The following is a 26587-nucleotide window of genomic DNA, read 5'->3' on the forward strand; positions in this document are numbered from 1 at the left end:
GACGCGTTACTGGAAATTTTCCGTGGCTTCACGCAAAGACAAAGATCAATTACCCCTGATTCACAGCGGCCTGCTGCTCCCCGCAGCACTGGCCGCTGTCGCCTGGCTGGGCGGCACCTACCTGCTCGAACGCAATGTCATCGATCCGCGCAGCGCCGCGCAGATCGAAACAGCCGCGCAACAGCGGGCGGAGCAGTACGCCGCGCAACTGAACACACTGTTCCAGCACCGCGAGCAGAAGCTGCACCAGCTGGCCGAGGGCGAATTCAACCCGGCGAGCTTACCCGGCGCACAAACGCTGCCGGCGCAGGCATCCGCCCAGTATTTTGCCCGCCAGGACGTGCGGGTCGGGGCCGGTACTGCTCCGGCGCTGAATTTCGCCCTTGTGGACCTGCTCAAGCGCAGCGAGGAAAAGACCCAGCCGGTGGAATTCCTGCGCACCGGCGTCGACAACCGGTGGCAGTTGCACAATGTCGTGGCCCTGAAACAGGGTGTACTGTTGGTCAGCCAGCCGTTTGATGCCTTCGCCGGCAACCTGCACCCGCTGGACAGCGGCGATGGGGAAGTGAAGCTGATACAGAAATTTGCCGATGGCCCAGCGCAGACGCTGTGGAAGTCCGGCACAGGCACCGCTGCGCTGCGTCGCGCAGACGTGGCCGGCAGCCACTTGAGCGTCGCGTTCCACGCCGGGCAGCCCTTCGTGCAGCAGCACGGTATCAGTGCCAGCTGGTGCTGGATTGGCGGCGGTATCGGCCTGGTCCTTTCCCTGTTGTTGCTGCTGCGGTTCATGCCCCGCGATACGCTGGCACCCTGGGAGCGTCGCGACCGGGGCAAGAAATCCCGCGGCAGTTCCGACTATCCCCTGCTGAAACCGGGCCAGGCGGAAACCGTGCCGCTGACTGCAGCGGCGGCGCCGACCGCCGGTGGCTCCCGAACCGGCGCTGCAGCGCAGTCAGAGGTTCCGGAAAAGTCTGAACTGGAGGCCGGTACCGATTTCCCCGCACATGTATTCCGCGCCTACGATATCCGCGGCATTGCCGGTCAGGAAATCAATGAGCCCTTCGCCTACCAGCTGGGGCGCGCACTCGGCAGCCTCGCGCAACACGCCGGGGAGGAAGTCCTGCTGGTGGGTCGCGACGGCCGCAACAGCAGCGAACTGCTGGCAAACTGCCTGGTGGAGGGGATTCTCGACAGCGGCTGCCACAGCGTAAACCTGGGCCTGGTCCCCTCGCCGCTGCTCTACTACGCCTGCGCCAAGGGCAAGAACACCAGCAGCGGCATCATGGTGACCGCCAGCCACAACCCCGCCGAATACAACGGTTTCAAGATCGTCATGAAGGGTCGCTCTCTGGCCGGGGACAAACTCGAACGCCTGCACCAGCTGATGCAGAAGGGTCCCTTCAAGAGCGGCAAGGGCAGCAACCGCGAGCAGGACATTACCGAGAACTATATCGACGAGATCTTCAACGACGTCGCCCTGGCGGGACAGCCGAACCTGGTGGTCGACGCCGGTAACGGCGCCACCTCGGTACTGGCGCCGCGGCTGTTCGAGCAGCTGGGCTGCGCGGTGACGCCGCTGTTCTGCGAGATCGACGGCAACTTCCCCAATCACCCACCGGATCCGTCGCGCCCGGAAAATCTCGAGGCGCTGATTGCGAGGGTCACCGAGACCGGCGCCGACCTGGGCGTGGCCCTCGATGGCGACGGCGACCGCGTCACGCTGATTTCCGCCTCCGGCCGCATTGCCTGGGCCGACCAGCTGTTGATGCTGCTGGCCCGGGACATCCTCGCGCGCAACCCGGGCGAGAATATCGTTTTCGATGTGAAGAGCAGCCGCGCGGTGGCCCAGCTGGTCAACCAGTACGGCGGCCGCCCGATCATGGGCAAGACTGGTCACGCGCCGATGAAGACCAAGATGCTCGAAAGCGGTGCCATCCTCGGCGGCGAGCTCTCCGGGCACATCTTTATCAAGGACCGCTGGTTCGGCTTTGACGATGGCATCTACGCCGCCGCGCGAGTTCTGGAAATCATGGCGCTGCGCGAACAGAGCCTGGACGAACTGCTGGACTCGCTGCCGCAACTGGCGAGCACGCCGGAAGTCCTGGTGCCGGTCGACGAACAGGAGAAGTTTGCCATCGTCCAGCAGCTGCAGGAGCAGGGCGACTTCGGCGAAGCCGATATCAATACCACCGACGGCCTGCGCATCGAATACGCCGACGGCTGGGGTCTGGTGCGCGCCTCCAATACCGGTGCTGCGCTGACGCTGCGCTTCGAGGCGGAAACCGAAGAGGCCCTCGAGCGCATCCGCCAGCAGATCATGGCGCAGCTGAAAGCCGTCGATCCCAAACTCGCGGTGCCGGACTGGAAGCTTGTGTAAAAGGAACGGAATGTAATGTCACTCGATAGCAAGTCGGCGCTGCGCGTCGCCCAGGTACTCAACGAAGCGCTGCCCTATATCCAGCGCTTTACCGGCAAGACCGTGGTGGTCAAGTTCGGTGGCAATGCCATGGTGGACGAGGCGCTGCAGAACAGCTTTGCCCGCGACATCATCCTGATGAAACTGGTGGGCATGAACCCGGTAGTGGTGCACGGCGGTGGCCCGCAGATCGGCGAGCTGCTGAAAAAGCTGAGTATCGAATCCCGCTTTGTCGACGGCATGCGCGTGACCGACAGCGAGACCATGGACGTGGTGGAAATGGTCCTCGGCGGCACCGTGAACAAGCAGATCGTCAACCTGATCAACAAAAATGGCGGCCGCGCTGTGGGCGTGACCGGCAAGGACGGGCTGCTGATCAAGGCGAAGAAACTCAAGATGCAGAACGAGACTGCCGGTCTGCACGCGTCCGAGATCATCGATATCGGCCATGTCGGCGAAGTGGAGAGCGTCAACACCGATGTGATCGATATGCTGATCCACAGTGACTTTATTCCGGTCATCGCGCCCATCGGCGTCGGCAAGGACGGCGCCTCGTACAATATCAACGCCGATCTGGTTGCCGGCAAAATCGCCGAGTACCTGAAGGCGGAGAAGCTGATGCTGCTGACCAATGTGGCGGGGCTGCAGGACAAGGATGGCGAGGTCTTGACCGGCCTCACCACCCTGCAGGTGGACGGCCTGATCGCCGATGGCACCATCTATGGCGGCATGCTACCAAAAATTGCCTGCGCCCTGGACGCCGTAAAAGCCGGGGTGAACTCCGCACACATCATCGACGGGCGGGTGCCCCACGCGGTACTGCTGGAAATCTTCACCGATACCGGCGTCGGCACCCTGATCACCAATAACGGCGCCTGATTCCGGCGGCAGCAGTGGCCCATTCGCCGGATAGCAATTGAAGCGAGGCCGGCGAATCGTTAGGATTCCGCCGCCGCAGGCAGCAGAGCGCACGGCAACAACAACAAAATCGACACCCGGCGGCAGGCCGGCTGAAAGGCACTCAATGAGCAGCGAAAAGATCAATCGGCGTCAACAGATACTGCAGGCCCTGGCACATATGCTGGAGGCCAGCCCCGGCGCCCGCATCACCACCGCGGCCCTGGCCAAGGAAGTGGGTTTTTCCGAGGCGGCGCTGTATCGCCACTTCCCCAGCAAGTCGAAAATGTTCGAGGGATTGATCGAGTTTATCGAGGACACCATCTTCAGCCGCGTGTCCCTGATCCTGCAGGACGAGCCCACGGCACTGGGGCGCTGCCAGAAAATCCTGCACCTGCTGCTGGCCTTTTGCGAGCGCAACCCGGGCATTACCCGCCTGCTGACCGGCGATGCCCTGACCGGCGAGACCGAGCGCCTGCACGGACGCATCCTGCAGTTTTTTGATCGTCTGGAAACCCAGCTCAAACAGATTCTGCGCGAGGCGGAACTGCGCGAGCAGCTGCGTCCGGCCATCCCGCTGGGTGGCGCCGCCAACCTGTTGCTGGCGAGCGCCGAGGGCCGCATCGTGCAGTACGTGCGCAGTGGCTTCAAACGCAAACCCACCGAATACTGGGCCGAGCAGTGGCCAGTGCTGGTGGCGGGATTTTTCCGGGAGACGGCGCTGGCAGCGCTCAAGTAACCGGCGGTGCCGGTTTAAGGCAGGCGGGGCTGAACGCCCCCTCAGGCAGATGTGGCTCGCGGCCTGTCGGGCCGATCAGTTGCCGGCGATTTCCGCATAGCGCGTCGCAGCGCGATCAAATTCCTTGTTGAGCTGTTGCTCCTCCTGCTCGCGCCGCGCCAGGCGCTCGCGCAGCACACCCACCTCTTCGCGCAGGCTATCGATGCGCTTCATCAGCTCCGGTGCCACCTTGCCACCATTGCGCTGGGTGCGTGCGGCGGATGTCTCTTCCTGTTCGATCTGTTTGCCGAGGCTGGCGATATTGGAGCGCATGATGGCGATGTCCTGCTCGACGATGGCCAGCTTGCGCGACCGCGCACTCTCGATATCGGCAACGCTGTTATAGCGCTTGAGCAACTCGCTATCTGCCTCCTGCTGGGCCTCGCGGCGCTTCTTCGCCTCCAGTTCGGCACCGGTCAATTGCGGCGGCACGACTTCCAGCACACGGCCACCAATGGTCAGCACTTCGTAGCCACCGGCCACATAGCGCGGCGGCACCTTATCGTCCAGTACCTGTACGCCGTGCTCGTTGGTGTAGCGGTACAGAACCTTGTCCCCGGCATTGGCCTGGGCGGCGTGCACACTATTGCCGGCGCTGGCCGTCAACAGTGCCGTCGCCAGAAGTATCGATGTTGTTGCTGGTGCGATTTTCATCGCGCATCTCGCTAAATTGGTTGGTCGGGCCGGCCGCAGTTCTCCCCCCGGCAGGCGGGTATTACTGATCGGAGACGCCGTAGCGCTGCCGGTATTCCACAATTTTTGTCAGGGTTTCGCTGTCCTGCGACTCCTCCTGAAGATAGCTGATTATATTATCCAGCTGCACAATACTGATTACCGGAATATTGTACTGCTGTTCCACCTTCTGAATAGCGGAGAGTTCACAGTCCTCACCAGCTTTCTCTTGGCGGTTCAGGCCGATGACGACACCCGCTGCAGCAGCCCCGTGTTGTTCGATGATCTGCATCACTTCGCGCACCGCGGTACCGGCGGTAATGACATCGTCAATAATCAAAACCTTGCCATTAAGCGGCGCACCCACTAAGGTTCCGCCTTCGCCGTGATCCTTGGCCTCTTTGCGGTTATAGCAGAAGGGCTTATCGACTCCTTTCTGCGCCAGCGCCACGGCGGTCACCGCGCCCAGCGGTATACCCTTATAGGCCGGCCCGAAAATGACATCAAACTCCACTCCCGACGCGAGTATCGCCTCGGCATAGGCCTGTCCCAGCGCCGCCAGCGCGGCGCCGGTGTGGAAGCGGCCGGCATTGAAAAAATAGGGGCTCTGGCGGCCGGATTTCAGGGTGAACTCACCAAAACACAGCACCTGATGATTCAGGGCCAGTTGGATAAAATCGCGCTGATACTGCTGCATGGAAATTTGTTAACTATTGGCTAAGGTGAAGGGAGTCCTCCCCGCGGGAACCTTTGGGGAGAGGCATGCACATAATGTTACTAATGATACACAGTCCGCTGGTAAGGGGCTAATAATGCGAATAGTGAGTCTGTCGGTAGACGGCATTCATCAGGCAGCTCAGCGCGGCCTCTACGATTGGTTGGCGGACCAGGACGCGGATATCATCTGTCTGCAGGATCTGCGCTCGCTGGAGCCAGAACTGGATCACCCGATCTTTCATCCGGACGGCTACTACAGCTACTTCTTCGATTCGGGTACGCCCCACGAGAACGGCGTGGCCATCTATACCCGCAGCCAGCCCAAGGCCATCATCTTCGGCATGGGTTTTGCCAACGGCGAGGACATGTATGGCCGCTATCTGCAGGCCGATTTCGAGCGCCTGAGCGTCGGCTCGCTGCTGGCACCGGCGGCCACTGACGAACCCTCGCTGGAAAAGAAAGTCCAGTTTTTTGACGACATGCAGGCGCACCTGCACAAGATCAGCCGCAAGCGTCGCGACTTTATCTTCTGCGGCAACTGGGGCATGGCCCACCGCCGCGCCGACGTGCAGAACTGGCAGGATCACCAGGACACACCGGGCTTCATGCGCCACGAACAACGCTGGCTGGATCAGCTGTTCAACGAGATCGGCTACGTCGATGCCTTCCGCAAGGTGGTGAAAGACGCAGACGAGTTCACCTGGTGGCCGAACGGCAGGGTGGGGGAGGGCGACGGCTGGCGCACCGACATGCAAATCGTTTCGCACTCGCTGAAAAACCGCATCGAGTACGGCGCCATCAACAAGAATGTGGACTTCTCTAGCCACCTGCCGCTGATCATGGATTACGACCTGGAAGTCTGACCAATGCCCGCAACCGGCGCTATGCCGGCTGCGGCTTTTCCACTTATTCCGCCAGGGCCTTTTTCTGCAGGGCCACCAGCTCGGCAATACCTGCCTTGCCGAGGGCCAGCATCTCGGCGAACTGGTTCTCGGTAAAAGGCGCGCCCTCGGCGGTGCCCTGTACCTCGATCATGCCGCCATCTTCCGCCATCACCAGGTTCATATCGGTATCGGCGCGACTGTCCTCCGGATAGTCCAGATCCAGCACCGCCTCTCCCTCAAAGATGCCGACGGATACCGCCGCGACCATGTTTTTCAGCGGATCGGTGGCGATCATCTTTTCCCGCTGCATGTAGCGCAGCGCATCGACCAATGCGACGCAGGCACCGGTGATTGCCGCGGTACGGGTACCGCCATCGGCCTGGATCACATCGCAGTCGATGGTGATCTGGTGCTCGCCCAGCAGCGTCAGGTCCACCGCCGCGCGCAGGGAGCGGCCGATCAGGCGCTGGATTTCCACGGTGCGCCCGCCCTGTTTGCCGCGCGCCGCCTCGCGCGCCATACGCGATCCGGTAGAGCGCGGCAGCATGCCGTATTCCGCCGTGATCCAGCCGCTGCCCTGGCCGCGCAGGAAACGCGGTACTTCGGTCGCCACCGATGCGTTGCACAGCACCTTGGTATCGCCAAACTCAACCAGCACAGAGCCTTCGGCGTGTCGGGTAAATTGGCGGGTTAGTCGCACGGAGCGCAACTGTTCGGGCTTGCGGCCACTGGGACGCTGCATGTTTCACCTCAGATTTTCGTTCAAAGCTCTGCATTATATACCTGGCCACTACCGTGCCGCAGGCACGTGCTATGATGCCCGGCCAATTCCGAAGCCTGTAGGGGAATAATCATGGCCAGCAAAAGTGTGCGCAGTATGACCGCCTTCGGGCGCGCCGAGGCATCCTATGCCACCGGTACCGCCATCTGGGAGCTGCGCTCGGTCAACCACCGCTACCTGGAACCGCACTTTCGCCTGCCCGAAACGGCGCGCGCGCTGGAAACCCAATTGCGCGAAGCGCTGCGCAAACAGCTGTCCCGCGGCAAGCTTGAATTGAGCCTCAACCTGAAATCCAACGCCGGCGTGGAAACCTCGATCGAGGTGGACGAGGACCTGGTGCGCGCGCTGGTCGGCGCCGCCGACCGGGTATCCGCGCAGATTTCCCAGCCGGCACCGGTCAATCCGCTGCAGGTACTGCAGTGGCCCGGCGTGATCGCCGAGCAGCAGACCGACGCCGAGGAACAGGCCCGCGCCATTCTGCACGCATTTGGCGAAGCGCTCAGCCAGCTCAGCGCCAACCGTGAGCGCGAGGGCGCCGAGTTGCGCAAATTCATCGAGGCGCGTCTCGACCAGATCGAGCAGCAGGTTGCCTCGGTGCGCGAACTGCTGCCACAGATTCTCCAGGCGCAGCGGGAAAAACTCCGCGCGCGCCTCGATGACCTGCTCGCCGACCTCGACCGTGACCGGCTGGAACAGGAAATTGTGCTGCTCGCCCAGAAGGCGGACGTGGACGAGGAGCTCGACCGCCTCGACGCCCATGTCTCCGAGACCCGCCGCGTCCTCGCCGGCGGCGGCGCCATCGGCCGTCGCCTCGACTTCCTGATGCAGGAATTCAACCGCGAGGCCAATACACTCTCGTCAAAATCCGTGGTGACGGATACCACCCAGGCAGCCGTTGAGTTGAAGGTGTTGATCGAACAGATGCGGGAGCAGGTGCAGAATATCGAGTAGCCCGCGATGTATCTGTACACGCCGGTCACACATTCTTCTCCCTCGATGGCCGATAAAACCGTTCCGGCATTGCGTCTTATGAATTCCGCGGCCAGATCATGAGCGCGCCCACCAAACGGGCGCTGCTGATCGCCAAGCACTGGCCCGAACCCACCTCCACGGCCGCCGGTCGACGCACACTGGACATTCTCGACCTGCTCGCGGAGGCGGGCTATCAGGTGGAAATCGCCAGCCCGGCCCAGCCGACGCCCTTTCAGGCCAAAACCGGCTATGGCGAGCACCCGGTGGCGGTCAACGACGCCAGCTTTGATCGCTGGGTACGCGCATTGAATCCTACACTGGTGATCTACGATCGCTTCATGATGGAGGAGCAGTTCGGCTGGCGGGTGAGGGAGCAGTGCCCGCAAGCGCTCACGCTGCTCGATACCAGCGATTTCCACAGCCTGCGCGAGGCGCGCCACCAGGCGCTCAAGAGCGGTGAGCCGCTAAACCTGTTTCACCCCATCGCCGAGCGCGAGGTAGCAGCCATGGCGCGCTGCGATCTCGCCGTGATGATCTCGCAGGTGGAGGTGGAGCTGCTCAAGCAGCACTTTTGCCTGCCCGACTGGCAACTGCACTACCTGCCATTTCTGGTGCGGGAATTGCCCGACCCTGCGACGCTGCCGGGCTTCGACGAGCGCGAGCACCTGGTCATGATCGGCGGCTTCAAGCACGCGCCCAACCGCGATGCCACCACCTGGTTTGCCAGGGAAGTCTGGCCGCAGCTGCATTCACTGCTGCCCGGTGTGGAATGCCACGTGTACGGCGCCTACTCAGATCACGCGATGCATCGCCTCAGTGACCCGGCGACGGGACTGCGGGTGCATGGCCGTACCGAGGATGCGCTGGCCACACTGGCGCGCTACCGACTGAACCTGGCACCGCTGCGCTTTGGCGCCGGGCAAAAGGGCAAGATACTGGACGGCTGGCTCAGCGGCACACCCACACTCACGACGCCCATCGGCGCCGAGTCCATGGCTCCCCAAGATGCATGGGGTTATGCCCTGAGCGACGCGCCGGACCGGTTTGCGGCGACCACGGCACAGCTCTATCAAAATAAAACTGACTGGCTCGCGGTGCGCGATGCGGGTACCCGCGCGCTTGAAAGCGGGTTTCGCTACAGCGACCACGCCGCGGCGTTTATCCAACGGCTCGAAACCATCGCCGCAAACCTGGACGCACATCGCAACCGCAATATCTGGGGACGCATTCTCCGGCGCACCGAGCACCGTGCCGAGGAGTTCATGAGTCGCTGGATTGAAGAAAAGAACAAGCGAGCAGATACTTGATATCGAGTTAAACAATCTGCTCGCCTCCTAACTGTCCCTTACCTTCCCATCTGACTTAAGCCTACCTTGCCAGTTTGAAACTGATCTTGGCACGCACGTTGTATCGCACCCTGCCGCTGGGCTCATATCGCCACTGCTTCACCGAATCAATTGCGGCCTTGTCAAAGCCCGCCCGGTACTCTTCTTTCGCCGTGTTATCGACGACCCGGATATCAAACGGATGTCCATCGTTGGCGTCGACATTGAATTCCAATATCAATTCCGCTTCCTCTTTTGCCTCCATGGCGGTGCTCGGGTACTTCGGCGGTACCGTCGTCTTGCGCATCGGATCCGTGCCTTCCGAAGGTGCACCGGTTGCCGCGATAGCACTGATAGAACCACTGACTGCGAGCATCACGCACAGCGCCAGCCATTGAGCACCCCTTGAAATCAAACCAGCAGATTTAATGCAATTCATCCTTTTAAGCATCATTTTCTTATCTCCGTAGTGTGTACATAGTGGTTGCTTAGCGAGGGGAAACTCCGATGCCGTCAACAGTGCCTTGGCGTAGGCCAGTGGTACCGCCGGCGGTTGTCCGGCCAATACGGCTTCATCACAGGAAAGCTCCTGGAGCAGGCGAAAGCGGTGATACGCAAACCAGACGAAGGGGTTAAACCAGAATACTGCCCGCATCCCAAGCGCAACGATATTCCAGAGGTTGTCCATCCGTCGGGCATGCACCTTTTCATGCGCGACGATTAACGCTAGTTGGTTTTCCGTAAATTTCTCTTGGTAGTTGCTTGGAAGGAGGATGACCGGACGAAAGATGCCCTTCAGGCACGGACTGCTGACCTCTTTTGAAATCAGCGCTTCCATGGAGCCAAGTGGTATTTTTTCGCCTGACAGCCGATTCAGCGTCATCCATTGACGAACCAGACCTGCAAGAAATATGGCGGCTCCCACAAACCACACCCACTGCAGAGTATTCACATGGCTGGAGACCGCTACCGGCACATTGTTGCGCACCGACAAGGAAGCCATGACCTCAGGGAGGTGAATCGAAGAGGCATTCGTTTGAAGAAAAAATGTGAAACACACCAGTAAGGGGAGTCCCGCGTATAGACCGTAGACAAAGCGATAGCCGGTCCAGCGGTGTGCGAATACCTCGACGCAACACATGAGAAGTAGAAAACCGGTCGTCATCCAGTGCGCGAGAAGCAGGTATTCAGTCATTTTCTTTTTCCCACTTGTCGATAAAGGCCTTGAGCTCTTTGATGTCGCTGTGTTTCAGCTTCTTGGTGGTGGCAAACCCCGCCACAAAGTCACCAATTTTTCCGTCGAACAGTCGCTCCACCAGCCCCGCGCTTTGCTTTTGCACATATTCTTCTCGGGCAAGACAGGGGGAGTAGAGATAACTCCGTCCCTCGCGTTGAAAGGTAATCGCGCCCTTCTTCACTAAGCGGCCAAGCAGGGTTTTGACAGTCTTATCGTGCCATGCGCTTTTTTTATTCAGGCGGCTGACCACCTCATTGGCAGTGACTGGCGCGCCTTCCCAAATTGCCTCCAGCACTTCAAATTCTCTATCGCTTACCTCAATCATCCCAGCCTCCGATTACAAGTGTAATATTTACAGATTACACCTGTAATCAAACTTGTCAAATAAAAAAGATAAAACTGCCGGAAGGGCTCTCACGGCAGTTGGGTTAGCAACACTCAGTATGCGGATCGCTTACTCACTGAAAAGATGTTTACAGCGCCCTTCTCGGGCGGGGGGATGGATTGACCTGAAGCACCTGTTATCGAGGTTCAAGTGTCGACGCCAGACCCGGCCCCATCGACTGGCGAGTGGATTTTTCGATGCAGCAATGCAACCGTTCAAAAAAGGCGAATCCCGCCAGACAGCTTCGGTTGTTAGCCGTGTATTCGCAGTCGCGGAGGCAACGTCACCTTTCCGTCAAAAACGATCGGAGACAGACCGACAGGCTGTGCGCAGCTATTCGTCCGCCCCTACACTTCGTGAAGGCACAGCACTCTTTTCGTGGGCGGTAAAGCAGGCCAAGCCAACGAACTGTCGGAAAAATCCACGCGGAAGGGGTTGAAGCGCCGCCAGGCTACCCTCAGTGAATTTACACAGGATGCGAACAACGCTTCCCCCATTTACATAGTCTTGCGAAATTTAGGAGATGCGATGTTTGTGGAATCCATCAAGTCGCCGGGCCTGGCGCAGATTTCCTACCTGATCGGCGACGGCAGTGAAGCTGCCGTGATCGACCCGCGTCGGGACTGCGAGATCTACGCGGAGAAGGCTCGCGAGCGCGGTTGCCGGATTACACATATTTTTGAAACCCACCGTAACGAAGACCTGATATCCGGTGCACCCATCCTCGCCGGATTGACCGGCGCTCCCGTGCATCACGGCCCCAACCCCGCTGACGAGGTCACTTACGCGGATACCGTGCGCGAGGGCGACCAGTTCACCTTCGGTTCGATGTTACTGAAAGTTCTGGAAACACCCGGCCATACCGATGACAGTCTTTCCTATGCGATTTATGACCAGAACTTCGGTAAGCAGGCGGTCGGCGTTTTCACCGGCGACGCGCTGTTTGTGGGCGATGTGGGGCGCACGGACTTTTACCCCGACCGCGCAGAAGAAGTTGCCGGACTGCTCTATGACAGCTTGAGGAAAATTCTCTCACTGGGCGACCAGGCCATCCTCCATCCCGCACACGGCGCTGGCTCGGTGTGTGGCGACAACATGGCCGATCGCGATTTTTCCACACTCGGTTACGAGCGGGAAAACAACCCGATGTTACAGATCGAGGAGCGCAAGGAGTTCATTGCGAAAAAACTGGCCGAACACCACGAGCAGCCGCCGTATTTCCGCAACATGGAACAGCTCAATCTCAGTGGAGGCGCCCCGGCGGCCCGGCTGGTGACACCTGCCGCACTCGGCCCCGACGACCTGGAGAGGTTGAGCGAAAGCGCGGTGATGGTCGACGTGCGCGGAGTCACTGCCTACCTCGGCTCGCATCTGCCTGGCAGCCTGGCACTTCCCTGCGACATGATTCCCGCGTTCGCGGGCTGGTTTTTGCGCGCCGACGATGACATTGTCCTGATTGCGGACAGCAGCGCGCAGGCACAGGAGGCCGCCCGTCATCTCGCCCGCATCGGTTTCGACCGGGTCCGGGGGTTTCTGAACACCGCTCTTCCGGGCTGGGCTGCCGCCGCGCGGCCGTTTGCCAGCGTACCCGTGGTAGACGTCAGCAGGGTGAAATCGCGCGTGGAAAGCGGGGAGGAAGGCTGGCAGCTGCTGGATGTGCGCGGCAAGAATGAAGTCGATGAGGGGATCGTCCCCGGAGCCAAGGCCATTTATGTCGGGCACCTGCCGGAACACTTGCGAACGCTTTCCAAGGAAATCACCTATACCGTGATGTGCGCCAGCGGTGCACGCGCGACCATAGCGGCCTCCATACTGCGTCGTAGCGGTTTCGAAAACGCGGAGGTATTTCTCGGCTCCATGGGAGCCTGGCGAGCAGCGGGAAACGACGTGATCGAGGCAAACTGACCGGGAGGCGCAGAATATCGGATGCTCCTACGCCGACCGCCAGTAAAAGCCGCTCATGAGAGCGGCTTTTTTGGGGGTTTTCACTAGCGCGACTGTGCCTGCTGCGCGCGCTCGACATAATCCTGATACGCGGGAATGGCGACGGCCGCGACCATCCCCATAATGGCAACCCCCATGAATATGGCAAGGATCAGGGCGACCACAGTGCCGCCGGCATTCGGCGTCGGCGGCGGTCCGTAGGCATTTGCACCCTCATCGCCGCGAAAGAACAGCGCGTAAATAATCAGCGCAAAATTGAGCAGGGGTACAAACATCAACAGCACCCACAACCCGGACTGGCCGAGGTCATTCAGGCGGCGCACATACAGCGCAACCCCATAGACCATGCTCAACATCGTTGCCAGTACATAAATGAGCCAGCCCGCGGCCGGATTGACCGGCACCAGAACTGCAGCCAACAGACCCCCGATCACGACAAACGTGAACGAGGAGATTATCGAGTAGGCGAGCAGGCGCAGGCGGCCGATGCGCCCGGAGAAGGAAAATATTTTTGGCTGGACCGGGGTATCGCCGGTGCCCGTGGTGAGATCGGCGGCCTGCGGTGAGGCGTAGGGGTTTGCTACTGAGGACATGAAGCTTCCTTTAGTGTTGTTATTTCCTGCATTGACCGGGCAATGCCAGTCGGCAAAATTATCCCAACGAGTTTGCACGGTCACAACAGGCGAAACGCCCGCGGCGGACAACAAAATCTAACGGATTTCAAAATCGCATCCTTTAACAGCTAGGCGCCATGCAGGGCCTGTGGCAAAGTGGCGACAATTCGACCAGATAACAGAATAAAGAGGTACGTTGTGAGCCTTGTCACCCTGGCGATTCCTTTCTTCCTGATAGCGGTGTTGGTGGAACTCGCGCTGGATCGCTGGCGCGGTTGGGGCCTGTACCGGCTCAACGACGCCATCGGCAGCCTGAGCGCCGGTATCCTGAGTCGCATCACCGGCCTGATCCGCGCCGGTATCACCCTGCTGATCTACATCCCGCTGTACGAGTTGCTGACCCCTTACTACGAGGCGGTGGGTTTCAACTGGTCGGCAAGCAATCCCTGGCACCTGCTGCTGGCGGTGGTGGCCTACGACTTCTGCTACTACTGGAAGCACCGCATCGCCCACGAGATCAACCTGTTCTGGGCCGACCACCTGGTGCACCACCAGAGCGAGGACTACAACCTCACCACGGCGCTGCGCCAGCCCAGCGGCGGCCTGCCCATCGGCTGGATCTTCTACATGCCGCTGCTGCTGATCGGCCTGCCGGCGGAACTGCTGATCACTGCCGGCGCCATCGACCTGATCTACCAGTTCTGGGTACACACGCAGAAATTCCCCAAGGTGCGCTGGATGGAGTGGATCTTCGTGACCCCGTCCAACCACCGGGTACACCACGCCCAGAACAAGGTCTATGTGGATCGAAACTACGGCGGCGTTTTCATTATCTGGGACCGCCTGTTCGGCAGTTACCAGGAGGAGCTGGACAACGAGCCCTGCATCTACGGCGTGCGCAAGCCGCTGAACTCCTTCGATCCACTGGCGGCCAACCTGCAACACTACAAGCGCATGGCGTTGGATGCCTGGTACACCAAGAGCTGGTGGGACAAGTTCACCCTGTGGTTCCGCCGCACCGGCTACCGCCCCGCAGATGCGGAAGCGGCAATGCCGGTGCCCTCCTGCGATCTGGAGCATTTCGAGCGTTTCGACCCGAAAATCAGCGGAGCTAGGCGCATTTACGCGCTACTTCAACACATTTTTTACTCCGCCGCGACACTGCCACTACTGTGGTACGCGCAGAAAATGGACTACGGGCAACAGGTGCTGGCGGTGGCGCTGCTGGCGCTGGGACTGATCGTCAACGGCCGCATCCTCGACAATCATCGTCTGGCCCGCTACTGGGAACTGGGCCGCCTGTTACTGCTGCTGCCGGTGGTGCCGCTGCTGCCTTCGGCACTTTCTGTAGCGCTCGGAGCCTATGTGCTGGTCAGCGGACTTTCGTGGTGGTGGTTGGCTTTTACGGACAAAGAGGATACAGTCGCTGTCGTTAGCGATTAGCAACAGGAAGTGAAACCGGCCACAGGGGGTTTGTGGTGTCCGGCAGACCTTCCGCAGGGTGACCCCGGCCGGGTTTCAGCGCTGCACGCGGTACCGCAGGGTTGAAAATCCCAACACTTCCCCCCCAAGCCCGGCCGGGGATCAGCCTTTTCCCCAGTCCCATCTCCGTTCGCGACTTTGCCCGCCGCCACAGCCGGTTATAATGCCCGCGCATTCGCCCGGATACAGGATCAGTTGTGCAAACAGGAACTCTCTTTACCGTGTCCGCGCCCTCCGGCGCGGGGAAAACCAGCCTGGTCAAGGCACTGGTAGACAGCGACAGCGCCGTCACCGTCTCGGTGTCCCATACCACCCGCACCAGGCGCCCGGGTGAGGAACACGGGGTCAACTATCATTTCGTCGATCGCGAACAGTTCCTGGAGATGCTGGATCGGGACGCCTTTCTCGAGCACGCACAGGTATTCGACAACTACTACGGCACTTCGAAAGAGTGGGTCGAGCAGACCCTGGCCGCCGGCCGCGACGTGATTCTGGAGATCGACTGGCAGGGCGCCGCCCAGGTGCGCCGGCTGCTGCCGGACACGGTCGGGATCTTCATCCTGCCGCCGTCACAGGAGGCCCTGCGCCAACGCCTGACCGGCCGCGGCCAGGACGACGACAGCGTGATCGAGCGGCGCATGGACCAGGCCATCGATGAGATGTCTCACTATGTCGAGGCGGACTACCTGGTGATCAACGACAACTTCGACCAGGCACTCGCCGAACTGCGCGCGGTGATCGCCGCCCAGCGACAGAGACTGGTGCACCAGCAGGAGCGCTACAACGACCTGCTGCAAGCGCTGCTCCGCCACGACTGACTGGCCGCCGAACAGAGCTTTCCACGCCTCCGGACCGGTTGTTCGATTTACGTACACCGCGCACTGCGGTAAAATCTCCGGTCCGGCGGCCGCCGTGGCCGCGTACCGAATTCGCCCCTGTGGGCACTGCTGAATGGAACTGTAAGTTTATGGCACGTATTACCGTTGAAGATTGCCTCGAGCACGTCGACAACCGCTTCGAACTCGTCATCGTGGGCAGCAAGCGCGCCCGCCAGATCGCGACCGGTGGCCGCGACCCGATGGTGCCGGAAGAGAATGACAAGCCCACGGTAATCGCCCTGCGCGAAATCGAGGAAGGCTTTGTCGACGCCAGCATTCTAGACCAGCCGGATGAAGACGAGGCGCCGATGCAGTCCGTCTCCGCACCGGTCTACCTGTCCGAGCAGGACCTGTAAGCCATTTTACGATTTACCCGGGAACTGAGAGGCGCGCGCGGCTTTGCACACCATCGATAGTCTGGCCCACCGCCTCTCGTCCTACCTCCCTCCCGATCAGATCCAGATAGTCCGCCGCGCCTACTTCTACGCGGAGCAGGCCCACGATGGCCAACAGCGCCGTTCCGGCGAACCCTACGTCACCCATCCCCTCGCCGTGGCGACCATCCTCGCCGGCATGCACATGGATCACGAGAGCCTGGCTGCCGCCATGCTCCACGACGTTATCGAGGACACCGGGATTCCCAAGGCCGCGCTGGAAGAGCAGTTCGGCGAGGAAGTGGCCGATCTGGTTGATGGCGTCTCCAAACTGACCCAGTTCGAGACCGACAGCCCGGCGGAGAAGCAGGCGGAAAACTTCCAGAAAATGGCGCTGGCGATGGCGCGGGATATCCGCGTCATTCTGGTCAAGCTTGCCGACCGCCTGCACAACATGCGCACCCTCGGCGCCCTGAAGCCACAGAAGCGCGCGCGCATCGCCCGCGAGACACTGGAAATTTACGCGCCCATCGCCCACCGCCTGGGCATGAACGATGTGCGCATCGAATTCGAGGATCGCGCCTTTTTCGCGATCCACTCACTGCGCGCCAGCCGGCTGCGCGCTGCCCTGGTCGCCGCACGTGGCAACCGCAAGGAGCTGCTGGAGAAAATCCAGAACGCCATCGAGGTGCGCCTGCAGCGCGAGGGCATCGACGCACTGGTAATCGGTCGCGAGAAGCACCTGTACAGCATCTACCAGAAGATGCGTGCGAAGAAGAAGTCGTTCAAGGAAATCATGGACGTCTACGCCTTCCGCATCATCGTCGACAGTGTGGACACCAGCTACCGCGTGCTGGGTGTGATGCACAACCTGTACAAGCCGGTCATTTCCGAGTTCAAGGACTACATCGCCATCCCCAAATCCAACGGCTACCAGTCGCTGCACACGGTGCTGCTGGGTATGCACGGGGTGCCGATCGAGGTGCAGATCCGCACCAAGGAAATGGACGAGATGGCCAACAGCGGCATCGCCGCCCACTGGCTGTACAAGGCCTCCGGGGACAAGGTGATCAACACCGGCGGCACCAGCCAGGTGCGCGCGCGCCGCTGGGTGCAGGGCCTGCTGGAGATGCAGCAGCGCGCGGGCGACTCGCTGGAATTCATCGAGAATGTGAAGATCGACCTCTTCCCCGATGAGGTCTATGTGTTCACACCCAAAGGCGAAATCATCGACCTGCCCGCCGGTGCCACCGCGGTGGACTTCGCCTATTCGGTGCATACCGACGTGGGCAATTCCTGCGTGGCGGTGCGCATCAACCAGCGCCTGGCGCCGCTGTCGCAGCCGCTGGAGAGCGGGCAGAAGGTGGAGATCCTCACCAGCAAGAACGCCCAGCCCAATCCCAACTGGCTCAATTTCGTCGTCACCGCCAAGGCCCGCAGTGCCATCCGCCATTTCCTCAAGCACCAGCGCCACCACGATTCCGTGTCGCTGGGGCGGCGCCTGCTGGAAAAAGCGCTGGGTAAATTCAACATCCGCCTGCAGGACCTCAGCGAGGAACAACTGCAGAAGGGTCTGCAGGAAACCAAGTGCGCGACCCTGGAGAAACTGCTGGAGGAGATCGGGCTCGGCAACAAGGTGGCCTTCTCGGCGGCCAAGCTGCTGGTACCGTCCGGCAGCGAGGAGACCGAGGCGAGCAATATTTCGTCGCCGCTGACCATCGATGCCCAGGAGGGCATGCTGATCAGTTTCGCGCGCTGCTGCCGCCCGATTCCCGGCGACACCATCATCGGCCATATCAGTTCCGGCAAGGGCGTCGTGGTTCACCGGGACACCTGCCGCAACACCAATGAATTCCGCGAGCACCCGGAAAACATCATGACGGTGAACTGGTCACCGGACGTGAAGGGAGAGTTCCTCGGCGATATCCGTGTGGAAGTGGAATCGGAGCGCGGCATCATCGCACGTCTGGCCACCCGCATTACCGAAGAGGGCGCCAGCATCGAGCAGATTCACGTCGACGAGAAAGACGCGCACAACAGCGTGATCGCCATGACGCTGGAAGTGAACAACCGCGTGCACCTGGCGCGAGTCATGAAGCGTCTGCGCAACCTGCCCGCAGTGATTCGGATTGCGCGCCCCTAGATTATCGCCTCGGCTTGCCGCAACCTGCTCTTTGCCGCGGACGGCTGAGATTCCGGGGCCACACACGCGGATACCTTTGCGAATCCCCCACCAAGCTTAAAAGGGCGATCTCGCCAGAGGCGCCCAGCGTGGATGGCTGACGCAAATCCTGCGGCGGGAAGCCAGCTCTCTCCCATTCCCCGACAAACCGCGCTATATTCTCCCGCTTTCTTTTCCAGCAAGCGGCCAAAATAGAGGCCACGGGAGTACACCATGCCCAATCCTGCCGTCATAAAAACAGATAGCGCACCGGCGGCCATCGGCAGTTATTCACAGGCAGTCAAGGTCGACAATACCGTCTATCTGTCCGGCCAGATTCCACTGGATCCGCAGAGCATGGAAATTGTCTCTACCGACTTCGCCGCCCAGGCCCGCCAGGTATTCAAGAACCTGAGCGCCGTCTGCGAAGCCGCCAACGGCTCCCTCAACCATATCGTGAAGCTGAACCTGTACCTGACCGACCTCAGCAACTTCGCTATCGTGAACGAGATAATGGCCGAGTGTTTTGAAAAACCCTACCCGGCGCGCGCCGCCGTGGGTGTGAAGGAATTGCCGAAAGGCGCCCTGTTCGAGGCAGAAGGGATCATGGTCATCTGATCCGACAAGCGGGCGGCGTCAGTCGCCCGTTTCCAGCACCACTTTCCCCACTGAGCGCCCGGAACGCAGTAGATCCAGGGCGGCGTGGGCATCCCCGAACGCAAAGCGATGACCGACCAGCGGCGGTGGCAGGGCAATATCCCCCAGCTCCGCCAGCAGCGCTCGCAACTGCGCCTTCTGCTCCCACAGCCAGATCAGATTGAAAGCCAGCACCGAACGGTTGCTGCTGATCATATCCATGACGTCATAGCGCGGGCGGCGCAGGTAGCGCCACAGGGCGCTCAAATAGTTCGGCCGGTTTCCTCTCGGCGTAAACTCCGCCGCACCGAATACCACCAACCGCCCCATCGGATTAAGCGCATCGAAACTGGCCCGCTGGACCTCGCCGCCGATGCCGTCGAGCACCAGATCGAAGTGCAGGCTGTGCTGCCGCAGCTGCCGTGCAAACGGCTTCTCCCGTATCAGGACGCGGTCGAATCCCAGCTCCCCGAGGCAGGCGACTTTATCCGCGCTACTTACCGTGCCCAGCGGATTAGCGTCCAGCGCGCGCGCCAGCTTCATCGCCTGCAGCCCGACCCCGCCGGCCGCGCTGTGGATAAGCACCTCTTGTCCGGCCTGCAGCGCGCCGAGCCGGGTCAGGGCATACCAGGCCGTCAGTGTCTGCGCCGGCCACGCTGCACCCTGGGCAAAGCTCCAGGCATCCGGCAGGCGTATCAGGTAGTCCGGCTCGCTATCGATCACCGAGCTGTAGCCGCCGAAGCGGGTCACCCCCATCACACGATCCCCGGGCGCAAATTCCGTCGCAGCGGCACCGCTTTCCAGTACCGTTCCGGAGAATTCCAGCCCCGGGATAAAAGCCCCCGTGGGCGTCGCAGAATAGAGCCCGGTGAGCGCGAAGATATCGGCGAAATTGAGCCCAACGGCAGCGACATCGACCCGCACCCGGTCGGGCGCCAGCGCTGTGAGCGGTTCAGTGTGTTTTCTCAGCCGGGCGATATTGCCGGCCTTCGGGGTCTGCCAGAAAGTTCTGTCTTTCATTGGGGAAGGCGGGGATCCAGAGAGTCGGCGCCGGCCCGGTACGCCCGGGCCCGCTTCGGCGGCAGTGGTCAGCGCTCACTTTCCAGCAGGGCGCTGTAGCCACTGCGGTAATCCGGGTATTTCAGTTGGTAACCGGTCTCAAGCATGCGTTTATTGCTGAGCTTTTTCGAGCGGCGCTCACTGGTCTGCACGAATTCGCGCAAATGGGCACTGGTGTAACCCATCGCCTTGACCAGCCACTGCTGCAGTTCGTGCATTGGCACCGGCATACAGTCGGCACCGATATAGAGCTGCTCCGGCGACCAGCCTCCGCGGTGCTGCTCCATCAGGTGAATGAGGAATCCAATGGCGTCGTCGACATGAATGCGATTGCTGAACTGCGGGGGCTGGGGTGGCGCACAGCGGCCGGCGCGCACCTGGGACAGCAACCGGTCGCGGCCCGGTCCGTAGATACCGGCAAAGCGCACCACGCAGGTGGTGGGCACTGCATTGCGGATGATCTCCTCCGCCGCCAGCAGGATATCTCCCTGGAAGCCACTGGGCTGGGGCGGTGCGCGCTCGTCGAGCATCTGGTCCCCGCACTGGCCGTAGACCCGCGTGGAGGAAACCCAGATCAGCAGGCGCGGTGGGCGGGGGAGGTTGGGGAGTACTTCGGCAAGGGCGGTGGCAGTATCGATATAGGCGCGATGGTAGCCGCTCTGGGTGTGTTCGTCAGGAGTAAAGGTCGCCAGGATCACATCGGCCCCTTCGGCCAGCAGCCCCTGGACATCCTCCGGCTTGGTGGCATCGCCGCGACGCCAGTTCACCACATCCGCACGACGCTTGGTGGCCAGGGCAACCAGCGGATTGCGCCGCACTCCATTAACACTGTATGCCTCGCGATTTAATTGCAGCGCCAGACGCGCGCCCAGGTCCCCGCAGCCGAAAATCCATAGTTTTTCTTGTGCCATAGCAGTCCCAGCAAGGAATCGGGCCATTACCGCACCCCTCTTGCTACATTCCCCTTTTTTATATTACTCCAGTGAAGAAGCCCGCAGCTCCGCGAGTGTTCGCCGTATCAGGCGAGGTCGCGGTTCGGCCCTTCGAATACACGCCGCTTTGATGCGGGTTCTTTATTTGTCATTTGTCAGGTACTGACGGCCCGCCGCCGCGGGCAGGGTGCACGAGCGGCGGGTGTCGCTCAATGACTACGCCGTTTGAGCATACGGTAAATCGCCAGAAAAATAATGGCACCGATGGTGGCCGTCACTATGTCACCGATACCAAATCCAGTGACCGGACCGCCAATCCCCACCAGGGAACCAATCCAACCGCCGATAAAGGCGCCGACGATACCGATGACGATGGTGACAATCCAGCCGCCCGGATCCGGCCCCGGCATGATCCACTTGGCCAGCGCACCGGCAATAAATCCGAGAATAATCCAGGAGAAAATGCCCATGGCGATACTCCACGCTTTGTGACTTTACACGTATAGCAAAAAATTGCGCCTTTATCGCTTAACTAGGCCCACAAATAGCAAATTTTCCTCATTCGACCGGGCCTCACTGTCGATTGCATTTCAGGTTGGCCACGGGCCGATTAATCATGAATAATTACTATTGCTTTCGGTAACTTAATTGCCTCAATCATGACGCTCAATGAACTGCGCTATATCGTGACCCTGGCCCAGGAGCAGCATTTCGGCCGCGCCGCCGAGCGCTGCTTCGTCAGCCAGCCGACCCTGTCCATCGCCGTCAAAAAACTGGAAAAGGAACTGGGTGTCGCGCTGTTCGAACGTTCCAAGACACGGGTGCAGGCGACGCCGCTCGGCGAACAGATCGTGGCCCAGGCGCAGCTGGTGCTGGAACAGTCGGCGGCGATCAAGGACATCGCCAGCGCTGGCAAGGACCAACTGGCCAGCCCCTTGTCCGTAGGTGCCATTTTTACCATCGGTCCCTATCTATTTCCGCACTTCATTCCACAATTACAGCAACTGGCACCAGACATGCCGCTCTACGTGGAGGAAGGCTATACGGCCACCCTGCGCCAGCGGCTGCGCAAGGGCGAGCTGGACGCCATCATCATCGCACTGCCGTTCACCGAGCCGGATGTGGTGACCCAGCCCCTCTACGATGAGCCGTTCGTGGTACTGATGCCCGCCGACCACCCGCTGGCCGCTCAGCAGAGCATCGATCCCGACCAGTTGTCGCAGGACAATGTCCTGCTGCTCGGCGAGGGCCACTGCTTCCGCGACCAGGTACTCGAAGCCTGCCCGCAGTTACAGCACTCCATCGAGAAAGAGGCCGGCAGCGGCCGGATTCGCACCGCCGCCGACGGCAGTTCGCTGGAAACCCTGCGCCATATGGTGGCGTCGGGTCTCGGCATCACAGTGCTGCCGCTGTCCGCCGCGACCGCGTCCCAATATGCCAGCGGCCTGCTGGCGACGCGGCCGTTCTCGCCGCCCGCACCCCAGCGCACCGTCGCGCTGGCCTGGCGCGCGAGTTTCCCGCGCCACCGCGCCATCGACATACTGCGAGAGGCGATCAGCCAGTGCCAGCTCGGCGATCAGTAACACGAACGTGAACAACCTCGCCGAACTGCCGATAACCGCGCTCAAGGGCGTGGGCGACAAATTCGCCCAGGTGCTGGGCAAGCTGCATGTGTCCACGGTCCAGGACCTGCTGTTCCACCTGCCCCTGCGCTACCAGGACCGCACCCGCGTCACGCCCATCGCCGCGCTGACCCCCGGCCTGGATGCGGTAATTGAAGGGGAGGTGCGCGCCGCTGACGTGGTGTTCGGCCGCCGCCGCAGCCTGGTCGTACGACTGCAGGACGGCAGCGGCACCATCACGCTGCGTTTCTTCCACTTTTCCGCGGCACAGAAGAACCGCTTCGCGCGCGGGGCGCGCCTGCGCTGTTACGGCGAAGCGCGCCGCGGCAGCGCGGGTCTCGAGTTGTACCACCCGGAAACCGAAATCGTCGGCGAAGAAACCGCGCCGCACCCGGATACCCTGACCCCGGTCTACCCCCTGACCGAGGGTGTCAGCCAGGGCCGTCTGCGCGGCCTGATGCTGCAGGCGCTGGATCTGCTCGAGCGCGGCGGTGTCACCGAACTGCTGCCGACTGAACTCCTGCCCGCGGCCATGCGCTATCCCCTCGCCGACGCGCTGCGCTATCTGCACACACCGCCCGCCGGCGTCGACCTGGCGCAACTGGCGGAGGGACAGCACCCGGCCCAGCAGCGCCTGGCCATCGAGGAACTGCTCGCCCACCACTTGAGCCTGCTGGAAGTACGCCGCGGCAACGCCGCCATCGCCGCGCCGCCGCTATCCGCCAACGCGGCACTCGAGCGGGATTTTCTCAGCCGCCTGCCATTTTCGCTGACAGGTGCCCAGCAGCGTGTCTGCGCGGAAATTGCCGAGGATCTGGCCAGCCACCGCCCGATGATGCGCCTGCTGCAGGGTGACGTCGGCGCCGGCAAAACCCTGGTGGCTGCGCTCGCCGCCCTGAAGGCCATCGGCACGGGCGCGCAGGTGGCGGTTATGGCACCGACGGAAATTCTGGCCGAGCAGCACCGGCGCAACTTCTGTGGATGGCTGGAGCCGCTGGGTATTTCCGTGGCCTGGCTGACCGGCAGCCTCAAGGCCGCCGAGCGCCGCGCACAGCTCGCCGCCATCGCCAGCGGCGAGGCGCAACTTGTGGTCGGTACACACGCACTCTTCCAGCCCGAAGTGGTTTTCCATAACCTGGCGCTGGTGATCATCGACGAGCAGCACCGCTTCGGCGTGCGTCAGCGGCTGGAACTGCGTGAAAAGGGCAGCGCCGATGGTGCAGCCGGGCGCCTGCAGCCGCACCAGCTGATCATGACCGCCACGCCTATTCCGCGCACGCTGGCCATGTCCGCCTTCGCCGACCTGGACTGCTCGGTGATCGATGAACTGCCTCCGGGCCGCCAGCCGATCAATACCGTCGCCATTTCCAACGAGCGCCGCGAGGAAGTCATGCAACGGGTGCAGACCGCCGTGGCGGAAGGCCGCCAGGCCTACTGGGTCTGCACACTGATCGAGGAATCGGAAAGCCTGCAGGCCCAGGCCGCGGAGACCACAGCCAATGAACTGGCGGAGGTACTGACAGGTATGCGCATCGCGCTGGTCCACGGGCGCCTGAAGCCGGATGAGAAGGAGCGGGTCATGGCCGCTTTCAAGGCCGGAGAGGTGGACCTGCTGGTGGCAACCACGGTGATCGAAGTGGGCGTGGACGTGCCCAACGCAAGCCTGATGATTATCGAAAACCCCGAACGCCTCGGGCTGGCCCAGCTGCACCAGTTGCGCGGCCGGGTCGGACGCGGTTCCATCGCCAGCCATTGCGTGCTCCTGTACGGTACCCCGCTGTCGCAGAATGGCCGCGCGCGCCTGCAGGCGCTGCGCCAGCACAGCGACGGTTTTGCCATCGCCGAAGAGGACCTGCGCCTGCGCGGTCCCGGCGAGATCCTCGGCACCCGCCAGACCGGTGAGATCCAGCACCGTATTGCCGACCTGCAGCGCGACGCCCACCTCCTGCCCCAGGTACAGCGCATTGCCGCCGCTCCCGCCCTCGATGAAAGTGCCCGCCGCGCACTGATCGCGCGCTGGCTGCAGAACAAACCCCGCTATGCGGAAGCCTGACCAACCGGTCCATTTCCGAAACCAGCACCCCCTTTCCGGTCACCAATATTTTTGCGCTCCGCCGCTGCTAGTGGCAGCCTGACAACGCTGACAAAACAAAAAGACCGGCACCAGCCGACAGCAGCGATTCGATAACAGCGATAAAAATTGAGAGTACACGGAGAGTCTCGTGCATCCATTCCCCCGGTACAGGTCGCTCGCCGCGAGCCTGCTATTTCTGTTTGCCCACTGCACTGCAGCGGCCGAAGGCGGCTTTCTCGGCTTCGGCGGCAGTGAACACACCCCCAGCCTCACCCTGAAACCGGCGGAAATCGCGCTGGATGCCCCCACCTCGATACAGGGCAACGACCTGGCTCTGCTGCTGGCCCAGGCCGGCAAGGGCAACAGCCTGACGGCCATGAAAGAAAAGGCTTCACGCAAGTTTTCCGCCGAACTGCAGCGCATCCTGTATACACACTTGCAGGAGTTTTTCGACGATGAAGAAGTCCCGCTGGTACAGGAAGGTGGCTTCCTGACCCTGCGCAACTATCTGGACATTTCCATCGGCAAGCAGCTCAACAACCTGAAGCAGGACGGTGGTACCGAGGTGGAGCAGGGCACTATCGAGTTGAGCGGCGATTTCCACTACCGCCTCGACAACCCCGCTGGCGCGCCATTGCGCGAACAGCACATCGATATCGGCGACCTGCGTGTCCGGGAAAAATATCGCGTGAAGAGAGGTCGGGACGGTAACGTCGATGACACCACTGATGCGGCCATCAACCGGGCGCTGACGAACCTGGTGAAGCGGCTGATCGACCGCGTTGAGGACAACCTGGAAGCCGACGCCCTGCGCGAGCTGGCCGCGGGGTAATTCGCCCCGGAGCACTACCAAATCAAAATTGTTCAAACAGTGGTCGCGCTCACAGAAACAAGGTACTGACTTACCAGTCGCGGAAATTTTTTGCTCTTGAAGCCCTGAAATGGCAGCCTTTAGGTTCTTCATCATACTGTAGAGCGAAATTCATTCGCCGCGGACAGACGATCCAGGGAGACACCAGTGACGAGAATCTCACCCAGCAAGTTGGCGTTCGCCAGCCTGCTGACCATTGCTTTGGCTTCCAGTGCCCACGCCTCGCTGTTCGGCGATGACGTCCAGACACCCACTCTCGAGATAGCACCGGTGGATATCACCATCGACGTGCCGATGCCGGTAACGGGGGCCAATCTCTCGGTGCTGCTGGCCCAGTCCGGCGGCGCCCACGACCTGAAGGCGATCAAGGATGCAGCCCTGCAAAAATATCGCCAGCACCTGGAGGAGACGCTGAATGCGCGTCTGAACGCCTACTTCACCGACGAGGAAGTACCGCTGGTCAAACGCGAAGGAATCCTGACGCTCCACAACCGGTTGAACGTCAAAGTGGTCAAGCATTTCAGCAACCTGGAGTCCGAAGCTGGTTACGAGGTGGAACAGGGCACCGTGGAGCTATCCGGTAGCTTTGAGTACCAGCTGGGAGACACGGCCGGCAATGTCGTACAGCAGCAAGACCTGAACCTCACCAAGATGCGCATCAGCAAAAATTACCAGGTCAAGACCCCCCGCAATGGCGGTCAGGCGGAAGACACCACGGAACTTGCTATCAAGCAGGCGCTGACAGAAATGACTGACAAGATCGTCCGCAAGATTGATGGTGGCCTGGAAGCCGGGGATCTGCGGGATATCATCGCCGACTCAGACAGTGAAGAGGGACCGGTGGCCACAATGCACCACCCGTCCCGCTAGCCCGGA

25 protein-coding genes are annotated in these 26587 nt (G+C 61.3%); 16 read left to right on the plus strand and 9 right to left on the minus strand.

Annotation, left to right across the window (positions count from 1 at the left end; genetic code table 11):
• Positions 1-22: 22 nt before the first annotated feature.
• The 3 genes from IG168_RS06785 to slmA all read left to right on the plus strand — a co-directional run bounded on the left by IG168_RS06785 (position 23) and on the right by slmA (position 4052).
• Positions 23-2377 (plus strand): phosphomannomutase/phosphoglucomutase, encoded by a 2355-nt coding sequence (locus IG168_RS06785; RefSeq protein ID WP_193163189.1) that lies wholly within the window; start codon positions 23-25, stop codon positions 2375-2377.
• Between the two features lie 15 nt (positions 2378-2392).
• On the plus strand, positions 2393-3295 hold the full coding sequence (gene argB, locus IG168_RS06790) for an acetylglutamate kinase (RefSeq protein ID WP_193163191.1): 903 nt from the start codon (positions 2393-2395) through the stop codon (positions 3293-3295).
• Between the two features lie 145 nt (positions 3296-3440).
• Positions 3441-4052, plus strand: a complete 612-nt coding sequence (slmA, locus tag IG168_RS06795; protein ID WP_193163193.1) for a nucleoid occlusion factor SlmA — start codon at positions 3441-3443, stop codon at positions 4050-4052.
• Positions 4053-4127: 75 nt separating this feature from the next.
• On the opposite strand, the gene IG168_RS06800 is transcribed toward slmA, so the two are convergent.
• Both IG168_RS06800 and pyrE read right to left on the minus strand, forming a co-directional pair.
• Positions 4128-4745: a hypothetical protein gene (locus IG168_RS06800; protein WP_193163195.1), complete on the minus strand. Its 618-nt coding sequence runs from the start codon at positions 4743-4745 to the stop codon at positions 4128-4130.
• Between the two features lie 61 nt (positions 4746-4806).
• The gene (pyrE, locus tag IG168_RS06805; protein WP_193163197.1) at positions 4807-5460 is read right to left on the minus strand and encodes an orotate phosphoribosyltransferase; all 654 of its coding nucleotides are present in this window, start codon (positions 5458-5460) and stop codon (positions 4807-4809) included.
• Positions 5461-5575: 115 nt separating this feature from the next.
• Here pyrE and IG168_RS06810 point away from each other — a divergent pair, with 115 nt between their 5' ends.
• Entirely contained in the window at positions 5576-6343 is a 768-nt protein-coding gene (locus tag IG168_RS06810) for an exodeoxyribonuclease III (RefSeq protein WP_193163199.1), read from the plus strand.
• Between the two features lie 43 nt (positions 6344-6386).
• On the opposite strand, the gene rph is transcribed toward IG168_RS06810, so the two are convergent.
• On the minus strand, positions 6387-7106 hold the full coding sequence (rph, locus tag IG168_RS06815) for a ribonuclease PH (RefSeq protein WP_193163201.1): 720 nt from the start codon (positions 7104-7106) through the stop codon (positions 6387-6389).
• Between the two features lie 111 nt (positions 7107-7217).
• Here rph and IG168_RS06820 point away from each other — a divergent pair, with 111 nt between their 5' ends.
• Both IG168_RS06820 and IG168_RS06825 read left to right on the plus strand, forming a co-directional pair.
• Complete coding sequence (locus tag IG168_RS06820) at positions 7218-8096, plus strand: YicC/YloC family endoribonuclease (RefSeq protein ID WP_193163203.1); 879 nt, start codon at positions 7218-7220, stop codon at positions 8094-8096.
• A 98-nt stretch (positions 8097-8194) separates the two neighbouring features.
• Positions 8195-9424 carry a glycosyltransferase gene (locus IG168_RS06825; RefSeq protein WP_193163205.1) on the plus strand — a complete coding sequence of 410 codons (1230 nt, stop codon included), beginning with the start codon at positions 8195-8197 and terminating at the stop codon, positions 9422-9424.
• 61 nt (positions 9425-9485) lie between these two features.
• Here IG168_RS06825 and IG168_RS06830 read toward each other — a convergent pair whose 3' ends face one another.
• Positions 9486-10637: a M56 family metallopeptidase gene (locus tag IG168_RS06830; RefSeq protein ID WP_193163207.1), complete on the minus strand. Its 1152-nt coding sequence runs from the start codon at positions 10635-10637 to the stop codon at positions 9486-9488.
• Entirely contained in the window at positions 10630-11004 is a 375-nt protein-coding gene (locus tag IG168_RS06835) for a BlaI/MecI/CopY family transcriptional regulator (protein ID WP_193163209.1), read from the minus strand. Before IG168_RS06835 ends, IG168_RS06830 begins: the two co-directional genes overlap by 8 nt.
• 588 nt (positions 11005-11592) lie before the next feature.
• On the opposite strand from IG168_RS06835, the gene IG168_RS06840 reads away from it, so the two are divergent.
• Positions 11593-12969: an MBL fold metallo-hydrolase gene (locus IG168_RS06840; RefSeq protein WP_193163211.1), complete on the plus strand. Its 1377-nt coding sequence runs from the start codon at positions 11593-11595 to the stop codon at positions 12967-12969.
• Between the two features lie 83 nt (positions 12970-13052).
• On the opposite strand, the gene IG168_RS06845 is transcribed toward IG168_RS06840, so the two are convergent.
• A complete protein-coding gene (locus IG168_RS06845; protein ID WP_193163213.1) occupies positions 13053-13601 on the minus strand; it encodes a DUF805 domain-containing protein in 549 nt (182 codons plus the stop codon).
• A gap of 219 nt (positions 13602-13820) precedes the next feature.
• Here IG168_RS06845 and IG168_RS06850 point away from each other — a divergent pair, with 219 nt between their 5' ends.
• The 5 genes from IG168_RS06850 to IG168_RS06870 all read left to right on the plus strand — a co-directional run bounded on the left by IG168_RS06850 (position 13821) and on the right by IG168_RS06870 (position 19135).
• Positions 13821-15065 (plus strand): sterol desaturase family protein, encoded by a 1245-nt coding sequence (locus IG168_RS06850; RefSeq protein WP_193163215.1) that lies wholly within the window; start codon positions 13821-13823, stop codon positions 15063-15065.
• Positions 15066-15301: 236 nt separating this feature from the next.
• A complete protein-coding gene (gene gmk, locus IG168_RS06855) occupies positions 15302-15922 on the plus strand; it encodes a guanylate kinase (RefSeq protein ID WP_193163217.1) in 621 nt (206 codons plus the stop codon).
• A gap of 149 nt (positions 15923-16071) precedes the next feature.
• Complete coding sequence (gene rpoZ, locus IG168_RS06860; protein ID WP_193163219.1) at positions 16072-16338, plus strand: DNA-directed RNA polymerase subunit omega; 267 nt, start codon at positions 16072-16074, stop codon at positions 16336-16338.
• Between the two features lie 43 nt (positions 16339-16381).
• Positions 16382-18499, plus strand: a complete 2118-nt coding sequence (gene spoT / locus IG168_RS06865; RefSeq protein WP_193163221.1) for a bifunctional GTP diphosphokinase/guanosine-3',5'-bis pyrophosphate 3'-pyrophosphohydrolase — start codon at positions 16382-16384, stop codon at positions 18497-18499.
• Positions 18500-18751: 252 nt separating this feature from the next.
• A complete protein-coding gene (locus IG168_RS06870) occupies positions 18752-19135 on the plus strand; it encodes a RidA family protein (protein WP_193163223.1) in 384 nt (127 codons plus the stop codon).
• A gap of 18 nt (positions 19136-19153) precedes the next feature.
• Here IG168_RS06870 and IG168_RS06875 read toward each other — a convergent pair whose 3' ends face one another.
• The 3 genes from IG168_RS06875 to IG168_RS06885 form a co-directional block, all read right to left on the minus strand.
• A complete protein-coding gene (locus tag IG168_RS06875) occupies positions 19154-20173 on the minus strand; it encodes a zinc-binding dehydrogenase (RefSeq protein ID WP_193163225.1) in 1020 nt (339 codons plus the stop codon).
• A gap of 68 nt (positions 20174-20241) precedes the next feature.
• Positions 20242-21123, minus strand: a complete 882-nt coding sequence (locus tag IG168_RS06880) for a sugar nucleotide-binding protein (RefSeq protein WP_193163227.1) — start codon at positions 21121-21123, stop codon at positions 20242-20244.
• A 230-nt stretch (positions 21124-21353) separates the two neighbouring features.
• A complete protein-coding gene (locus IG168_RS06885) occupies positions 21354-21614 on the minus strand; it encodes a GlsB/YeaQ/YmgE family stress response membrane protein (RefSeq protein ID WP_193163229.1) in 261 nt (86 codons plus the stop codon).
• A gap of 189 nt (positions 21615-21803) precedes the next feature.
• Between IG168_RS06885 and IG168_RS06890 the strand changes: the two genes are divergently transcribed.
• The 4 genes from IG168_RS06890 to IG168_RS06905 all read left to right on the plus strand — a co-directional run bounded on the left by IG168_RS06890 (position 21804) and on the right by IG168_RS06905 (position 26581).
• Complete coding sequence (locus IG168_RS06890) at positions 21804-22727, plus strand: hydrogen peroxide-inducible genes activator (protein ID WP_193163232.1); 924 nt, start codon at positions 21804-21806, stop codon at positions 22725-22727.
• Between the two features lie 7 nt (positions 22728-22734).
• Complete coding sequence (gene recG, locus IG168_RS06895) at positions 22735-24819, plus strand: ATP-dependent DNA helicase RecG (RefSeq protein WP_193163578.1); 2085 nt, start codon at positions 22735-22737, stop codon at positions 24817-24819.
• 169 nt (positions 24820-24988) lie between these two features.
• A complete protein-coding gene (locus IG168_RS06900) occupies positions 24989-25672 on the plus strand; it encodes a hypothetical protein (RefSeq protein WP_193163234.1) in 684 nt (227 codons plus the stop codon).
• 186 nt (positions 25673-25858) lie between these two features.
• Complete coding sequence (locus IG168_RS06905; protein WP_193163236.1) at positions 25859-26581, plus strand: hypothetical protein; 723 nt, start codon at positions 25859-25861, stop codon at positions 26579-26581.
• Positions 26582-26587: the final 6 nt, after the last annotated feature.

It is taken from the genome of Microbulbifer hainanensis, assembly GCF_014904735.1.
In the GTDB taxonomy this organism is placed as follows: domain Bacteria; phylum Pseudomonadota; class Gammaproteobacteria; order Pseudomonadales; family Cellvibrionaceae; genus Microbulbifer; species Microbulbifer hainanensis.

Coding starts and splice junctions, on each gene's coding strand:
- pyrE (WP_193163197.1), bottom strand. CDS start 5,460: ATGCAGCAGTATCAGCGCGATTTTATCCAACTGGCCCTGAATCATCAG.
- IG168_RS06820 (WP_193163203.1), top strand. CDS start 7,218: ATGGCCAGCAAAAGTGTGCGCAGTATGACCGCCTTCGGGCGCGCCGAG.
- IG168_RS06885 (WP_193163229.1), bottom strand. CDS start 21,614: ATGGGCATTTTCTCCTGGATTATTCTCGGATTTATTGCCGGTGCGCTG.
- IG168_RS06840 (WP_193163211.1), top strand. CDS start 11,593: ATGTTTGTGGAATCCATCAAGTCGCCGGGCCTGGCGCAGATTTCCTAC.
- IG168_RS06810 (WP_193163199.1), top strand. CDS start 5,576: ATGCGAATAGTGAGTCTGTCGGTAGACGGCATTCATCAGGCAGCTCAG.
- IG168_RS06880 (WP_193163227.1), bottom strand. CDS start 21,123: ATGGCACAAGAAAAACTATGGATTTTCGGCTGCGGGGACCTGGGCGCG.
- rpoZ (WP_193163219.1), top strand. CDS start 16,072: ATGGCACGTATTACCGTTGAAGATTGCCTCGAGCACGTCGACAACCGC.
- IG168_RS06845 (WP_193163213.1), bottom strand. CDS start 13,601: ATGTCCTCAGTAGCAAACCCCTACGCCTCACCGCAGGCCGCCGATCTC.
- IG168_RS06835 (WP_193163209.1), bottom strand. CDS start 11,004: ATGATTGAGGTAAGCGATAGAGAATTTGAAGTGCTGGAGGCAATTTGG.
- IG168_RS06830 (WP_193163207.1), bottom strand. CDS start 10,637: ATGACTGAATACCTGCTTCTCGCGCACTGGATGACGACCGGTTTTCTA.
- IG168_RS06870 (WP_193163223.1), top strand. CDS start 18,752: ATGCCCAATCCTGCCGTCATAAAAACAGATAGCGCACCGGCGGCCATC.
- IG168_RS06800 (WP_193163195.1), bottom strand. CDS start 4,745: ATGAAAATCGCACCAGCAACAACATCGATACTTCTGGCGACGGCACTG.
- slmA (WP_193163193.1), top strand. CDS start 3,441: ATGAGCAGCGAAAAGATCAATCGGCGTCAACAGATACTGCAGGCCCTG.
- IG168_RS06825 (WP_193163205.1), top strand. CDS start 8,195: ATGAGCGCGCCCACCAAACGGGCGCTGCTGATCGCCAAGCACTGGCCC.
- IG168_RS06890 (WP_193163232.1), top strand. CDS start 21,804: ATGACGCTCAATGAACTGCGCTATATCGTGACCCTGGCCCAGGAGCAG.
- argB (WP_193163191.1), top strand. CDS start 2,393: ATGTCACTCGATAGCAAGTCGGCGCTGCGCGTCGCCCAGGTACTCAAC.
- rph (WP_193163201.1), bottom strand. CDS start 7,106: ATGCAGCGTCCCAGTGGCCGCAAGCCCGAACAGTTGCGCTCCGTGCGA.
- IG168_RS06875 (WP_193163225.1), bottom strand. CDS start 20,173: ATGAAAGACAGAACTTTCTGGCAGACCCCGAAGGCCGGCAATATCGCC.